The sequence below is a fragment of the Dyella sp. genome, assembly GCF_036568765.1.
Lineage (GTDB): Bacteria > Pseudomonadota > Gammaproteobacteria > Xanthomonadales > Rhodanobacteraceae > GSA-30.
On the sequence record NZ_DATCRY010000310.1, the window covers coordinates 1 to 6,255 of the forward strand.

Here is a 6,255-nt window from a genome sequence, read left to right on the forward strand (position 1 = left end):
GCGCTGGGTTATCTGAATCAACCCCTGACCCTGTTTCATTGGATGGCGTTGATGCTGGTGCTCGGCGTCGGCGCGAACTATGCCGTGTTCATGCGCGAAGGCGAGCCTTATACGCGCCATCTGCCCGGCGCCACGTTCGCCAGCGTGCTGCTGTCGGCCATCACTGCCCTGCTTTCGTTCGGCCTGCTGGCATTGAGTTCGATGCCGGCGCTGCGTCATTTCGGCCTGACCTTGTTGCTCGGCATCGGCTTTACCGCCCTGCTGGTACCAATGAGTCTGGGGCTGCGCGGCGAGAGAACTAGGCAATAATGAGTATTCATGGGGAATCAATGTCGATGAAACGCGTCGTCATCACCGGCATCGGCGGCATCACGCCATTGGGAGCCGACTGGTCGGAGATCGAGTCGCGCCTGCGCCAACGGCGCAATGCGGTTCGCCGCATGCCGGAATGGGATTACTTCGATAGTTTGAACGGGCGTCTGGGCTGCCCCGCCGACATCGCTTTGCCGGAATGGCCGCGTCGCCACGCCCGCTCAATGGGGCGCGTGGCGCAGTTGGCCGTGGCGGCAAGCGAACGCGCGTTGCGCGATGCCGGCCTGTATGGCGATCCCGTCATTGCCGACGGTCGCATGGGCGTGGCCTATGGCTCTTCCGGCGGCAGCGTGGAACCGGTACGTGTGGTCGGCCGCATGCTCGAAACCGGTTCCATGCAAGGCGTGACCGCCACCAGCTATATCCAGATGATGGCGCACACTACGGCGGTCAATATCGGCGTGTTCTTCGGCCTCAAGGGCCGCATCATTCCCACCTCCAGCGCATGTACCTCGGGCAGCCAGGCGATCGGCTACGGTTTCGAGGCGATACGCTACGGCAAGCAGCGGTTGATGCTGTGCGGTGGCGCGGAGGAGCTCTCCGGCCCAGGCGCGGCAGTGTTCGATACCTTGTTCGCCACCAGCACGCGCAACGACGCACCGGAACTGACCCCGCGCCCGTTCGATCGCGCGCGCGACGGCCTGGTCGTCGGCGAAGGCGCGACCACGCTGGTGTTGGAAGAATATGAACACGCCAAGGCGCGCGGCGCGCGTATCTACGCGGAGATGGTCGGCTTCGGCTGCAATTCCGATGGCAACCACATCACGCAGCCGACCAGCGAGACCATGGCCCTGGCGATGCGACTGGCGCTGGAGGACGCACAGCTTGCACCCGAAGCGATCGGCTATGTCAGCGCGCACGGCACCGCGACCGATCGCGGCGACGTAGCCGAAACCCACGCGACGGCCGAGGTGCTTGGCACGCGCATGCCGATCAGCTCGATGAAAAGCTATGTCGGCCACACTCTCGGTGCCTGCGGCGCACTGGAAAGCTGGTGGGCCATCGAGATGATGCGCGGCGGCTGGTTCGCGCCGACCATCAACCTTACCGAGGTCGACCCGGCCTGCGCCGAGCTGGATTACGTTGTCGGCGAGGGCCGTCGCATCGATACGCCCTACGTGATGAACAACAACTTCGCGTTCGGCGGCATCAATACGTCGCTGATCTTCAAGGCACACCCCTGATGCAGCCCACCACGCGCCACGAGCCATCGTATCCGCGCCGGCAAGCCCTCGGTTTGCCACGAGTGGTCGTGACCGGCATGGGCGCGGTGTCCTGCCTTGGCATGGGCAGCGCGACGTTGCTGGACGGATTGCGCGAGAGCCGCAGCGGCATCCGTCATATGCAGGCTTTTGCCGATCTCGGCATGCGTAGCCAGGTTGGCGGGCCCGTCGATCCGCAATGGCTGCTCGAGCTTCCGCGCAAGCTGCGCCGCTTCCTCGCCACGCCTGCGTTGTACGCATGGTATGCGCTGCATGAAGCGCTCGAGCAATCCGGCCTGCTACCGGATCGACTCGGCCATGCCGACTGCGGACTGGTCATGGGTGGCGGTGCCGCACTGAGCGAGCACCAGTTCGCACTCGAGCATTTTCGCGCACGCGGCATCGATCGTATTTCGCCGTTCACGGTACCGCGCGGCATGAGCAGCAACCTGTCGGCGAGCTTGGCGCATATCTTCGGCATCGGTGGCTGCAGCTATACCGTCAGTTCGGCCTGCACGAGCGCGGCGCACGCGATTGGCCACGCCATGGAACTGATCCAGCTGGGCAAGCAGAACGTCGTGCTTTGCGGCGGCAGCGACGAACTGCACGACACCACGGCGCTCTGGTTCGACGCCATGGATGCGCTATCCAGCGACAACAACGCCCAACCGCAACGCGCCTCCCGCCCTTACGGCCACGCGCGCGACGGCTTTGTGCTCGCCGCCGGTGCCGGCGTGCTGGTGCTCGAATCGCTCGACCATGCACAGCAGCGTGGCGCTCCCATCCTGGCCGAACTGACCGGTTACGGTACGGGCACCGATGCGGCCAGCATGGTCGGCCCCGGTGCCGAGGGCATCGCGCATGCGCTGCGCCAGGCGCTGGAGCATGCCGGCGAGCTGCCCGACTACATCAATACGCACGCCTGCTCCACGCCCCAGGGCGACCTGGCCGAATGGCAGGCGATTGCGACCGTGTTCGCCGAACGCGGTGCAAGCGTACCGCCGCTTTCCTCGATCAAGGGATTGACCGGCCATGCGCCAGGCGCTGCCGGCGCGCTCGATGCGATTGCCTGCCTGTTGATGCTCGAACATGAGTTCCTGGCCTCCGGCCCTGCGCTGGACGAGCCCGACGAAGCGTTCGCACAGGCACCGCTGATCGGTACACCGCGCCGCCAGCGCATCGACAGCGTGCTATCCAACAATTTCGGCTTCGGCGGCAGCAGCGCCGCGCTGATGTTTCGGCGCTATGCAGGGGCCGCGGCATGATCGATCTGCGCATCGAACAATGGCATGCCTGGGCCCCGGGGTTGGAAATACCCGAGGCCTGGCGCGACTGGGCACAACAGCCCTATCGCCCGGCTACCGATGGCGATGCACAACCCGATTGCGCTTTCCTGCCGGCCATGCAACGCCGACGTCTGAGCCGGCTGGCGCGCATGACATTGCATGTAGCATGGCCGCTGTGCGCCGATGGCGAGCAGTTGCCGTTCGTGTTCGGCTCGCGTCATGGCGAAACGACACGCACCTTCGCCCTGCTCGGCGACGTGGCCGCTGGCCAGCCGCTCTCGCCTACGCAATTCGGCCTGTCCGTGCATAACGCAATTGCCGGCCAATGGTCGATTCTGCGCGGACAGCGCGGCGAATCGACGGCGATCGCCGGCGAAGCCGATACCTTCGAGCACGCCATGCTGGAAGCAGCCGGGTTACTCACCGATGCCACGCCCACGGCGCTGGTGGTGGTGGCCGAGGAACGGCCGCCCGCGGCTTATGACACATGGATCGACGATGTACCGTTCTCGTATGCTGTAGCCCTGCGCGTGGGACGGGCCATTCCGGGGGATCGCGCACCGGGGAGAACCGATTGGCGCTTGCAACTGACGGCCGGTGACGGCAGTCGCGTCGCGGGCGATTGGCCAAACGCACTGGATTTCCTGCGCTCGCTGCTGGGACCGCATACACCGTTGGACCACCCATGGAAGAAACGTCGATGGATCTGGCAACCGCTACCGTAACGTCCCGCCGAGGGGACGCCTTCGCGTGGCGCTTCGTCGCCACCGGCCTGAGTTTTCTTTTTTTCGGCCTCGGCGGCCTGGCACTGCGCCTGCTGGTGCTGCCGGTGCTCGGCCTGCTGCCCGGCGATGCGCTCGCGCGCCGTCGTCGCGCACGCAAGGCCATCAGCCATGCCTTTCATCTGCACGTGCAGTTCATGGCTCGCACCGGCGTGCTCGACTTCCGCTTCGACGGTGCCGAGCGACTCGGCCGCCCGGGTCAATTGATCGTCGCCAATCACCCATCGCTGATCGACGTGGTGTTCCTGATCGCGCATACCCAAGACGCCAATTGCATCGTCAAGCAAGGCCTTTGGCACAACCCGTGTACGCGCGGACCGGTCACTACCGCGCAATACATCAGCAACAACGGCAGCCCGGACATGCTCGATCAGGCAGCCGCCGTGCTGCGCGAAGGCCAGACGCTGATCGTCTTTCCCGAGGGCACGCGCACTACGCCCGGATGCGCTCCGGTCTTTCATCGTGGTGCCGCGGCAATCGCCGTGCGCGGCGCGCACGTGGTCACACCGGTTTTCATCACAGTGGAACCGACCACCCTGACCAAGGCCGAACCCTGGTACCGGATCCCCGACCGCCGTGTGCAGGTGCGCCTGCGGGTGGGTGAGGACATTGCCGTGGCGCCCTTCGTCGAGGGCCAGCCCGCGCCGATCGCCTCACGCAGGCTCAACGAACATCTGCACGCCATTTATCTCAAGGAGCTCGCTTCATCGTGAACGCATTGCAACAGGAAATTGCCGAACTGATCGTCGACACGCTGAACCTGGAAGACGTCGATGCTGCGAATATTCCGGTGGATCAGCCCCTGTTCGGCCAGGGCTTGGGGCTGGACTCGGTCGACGCACTCGAACTGGCGCTGGCGCTGCAGAAGCGCTACGACATTCGCATCGCCTCCGATTCGAAAGATGCACGGCAACACTTCGCCACCATCGCCAGCCTGGCCGACTTCGTGACGGCGCAAAGGAACGCATGCGCCGGCTGACGTCACTCCTGTTGCCGGCGATCGGATTGCTGTATCCGTTCGTGGTCTATTTCGGGATGGACAAGGTCTCGCCGCCGGTGTTCGCCCTGGTGTTGGGTTCGATCTGGCTGATCCGCGCACCGGCCCTGCTGCGCGAACCGGGCGGTCGTTGGATGGTGGGCGCCGCGCTGACCTATTGCGCGTTGCTGGCCGTGAGCGGCGAATCGTTCATGCTGCGCTGGTATCCCACCCTGATCAGTCTGTTGCTGCTGTGCGCATTTGGGCTGAGCCTGATCTACGGGCCGCCGCTGGTCGAGCGCATCGCGCGCGTACGCGAGCCCGATCTGCCGGACGCGGCGATTCCCTATACACGCAAGGTCACCTGGGTCTGGGTCGGCTTTTTCATCTTCAACGGCGTCGTCTCCGCCGTGCTGACGCTATGGGCACCGCTGGCCTGGTGGACGCTTTATAACGGCCTGCTGGTGTACTTCATCATGGGCGTGCTGTTCGGCGGCGAGTGGTTGTTGCGCCGGCGCCTGCGAGGTACGGCATGACCGCGACCGCATCCTTGCCGCTGAACGAGCTGGACGACCATGCCTGGCTGGATCGGGTGCATCGGCATGCCGATGGTTTGGTGCTGGTACTCAGCGACGAAGGTCTCGATGCATTGCGTCGCTGCGGAAAGATGACGCTGTTGCAAGCACTGCAGGTGCATTCGCCCGCTTTGACAGTCCGCCTGCTCGACCGTTTCGAAGCGGCGCGCGGTTTCGATATCGGCACGTTATTGCATAGCCCATTGCCGCGAGCGCCTCTGCCCATCATTCGGCATATCGATGGCGATACCCATACGATCACGTTGCATGTGCCCGTCGACCTGGCTCACTTTCCCGGCCACTTCGCAGCGGCGCCAGTCGTCCCAGGCATCGTGCAGGTGGCATGGGCGCTGGAGCTGGCTGCGGTTCGGCTGGGCACCTGCGCACAGTGCCGCACCATGGAAGCGCTGAAATTCCAGCAGCTACTCCGCCCTGGCGCCGATGCCGAATTGACGCTTCGGGCCGATCGCGCGCGCGGCAAATTGCATTTCGCCTATCGGCACGGCGACGCGAATTTCTCCTCCGGACGACTGGTATGGAGCACCGGGCCGTGAACCAGGCGCGCACTACGGACAGCCATTGGGCTACGCACAAGGAGCGCGGCAGCTTTTTCTGGATGAAGCTGACCGCACGCGCCGTGCGCATACTCGGCCGCGGCCCGCTTACACCAGTGCTTTATCTGATCGTGCTGTATTTCTTCGCATCCGGACGCAAGGCGCGGCGCAATGTGCGCGAGTACCAGACCTACCTCGCCGAATGGAGCCAGCGCCCCGAATTGCGCCCCACCTTGCGCAGCGTGTTCGGTCAGTTCATGGCCTATGCGGTCAATCTGCTGGATCGACTCGATGTGTGGCGCGGCAAACTATCGTTGCGGCAGGTGCAACTGATCGATCCGCATGGCGTACGCAATCGCCTGTTGCGCAGCCGCGATGGCGGGCGCGGCCAGATCCTGGTGGTCACCCATCTGGGCAATCTCGATGTCTGTCGTGCGATGGCCGAGCTGGGCGAACAGGTGCCGTTGAACGTGCTGGTGCATAACCATCACGTGGCGCACTTCAACAA

The 6,255-nt window shown here is 64.6% G+C and carries 7 protein-coding genes and 2 pseudogenes; all 9 read left to right on the forward strand.

Annotation, left to right across the window (positions count from 1 at the left end):
* A pseudogene (locus tag VIM98_RS19370) lies at nucleotides 1-309 on the forward strand (hypothetical protein); the annotation flags it as partial.
* Nucleotides 310-335: 26 nt separating this feature from the next.
* A complete protein-coding gene (locus VIM98_RS19375) occupies nucleotides 336-1,556 on the forward strand; it encodes a beta-ketoacyl-ACP synthase (RefSeq protein ID WP_331994743.1) in 1,221 nt (406 codons plus the stop codon).
* Complete coding sequence (locus VIM98_RS19380; protein WP_331994744.1) at nucleotides 1,556-2,839, forward strand: beta-ketoacyl-[acyl-carrier-protein] synthase family protein; 1,284 nt, start codon at nucleotides 1,556-1,558, stop codon at nucleotides 2,837-2,839. Before VIM98_RS19375 ends, VIM98_RS19380 begins: the two co-directional genes overlap by 1 nt.
* Nucleotides 2,836-3,585, forward strand: a complete 750-nt coding sequence (locus tag VIM98_RS19385) for a beta-ketoacyl synthase chain length factor (RefSeq protein WP_331994745.1) — start codon at nucleotides 2,836-2,838, stop codon at nucleotides 3,583-3,585. Before VIM98_RS19380 ends, VIM98_RS19385 begins: the two co-directional genes overlap by 4 nt.
* A complete protein-coding gene (locus tag VIM98_RS19390) occupies nucleotides 3,561-4,355 on the forward strand; it encodes a lysophospholipid acyltransferase family protein (protein ID WP_331994746.1) in 795 nt (264 codons plus the stop codon). The genes VIM98_RS19385 and VIM98_RS19390 overlap by 25 nt, the downstream gene beginning before the upstream one ends.
* Entirely contained in the window at nucleotides 4,352-4,621 is a 270-nt protein-coding gene (locus tag VIM98_RS19395) for a phosphopantetheine-binding protein (protein ID WP_331994747.1), read from the forward strand. Before VIM98_RS19390 ends, VIM98_RS19395 begins: the two co-directional genes overlap by 4 nt.
* The gene (locus tag VIM98_RS19400; RefSeq protein WP_331994748.1) at nucleotides 4,609-5,154 is read left to right on the forward strand and encodes a hypothetical protein; all 546 of its coding nucleotides are present in this window, start codon (nucleotides 4,609-4,611) and stop codon (nucleotides 5,152-5,154) included. The genes VIM98_RS19395 and VIM98_RS19400 overlap by 13 nt, the downstream gene beginning before the upstream one ends.
* Nucleotides 5,151-5,747 (forward strand): hypothetical protein, encoded by a 597-nt coding sequence (locus tag VIM98_RS19405; protein WP_331994749.1) that lies wholly within the window; start codon nucleotides 5,151-5,153, stop codon nucleotides 5,745-5,747. Before VIM98_RS19400 ends, VIM98_RS19405 begins: the two co-directional genes overlap by 4 nt.
* Nucleotides 5,744-6,255, forward strand: a pseudogene (locus VIM98_RS19410) (glycosyl transferase); the annotation flags it as partial. The gene VIM98_RS19405 and the pseudogene VIM98_RS19410, both read left to right, overlap by 4 nt.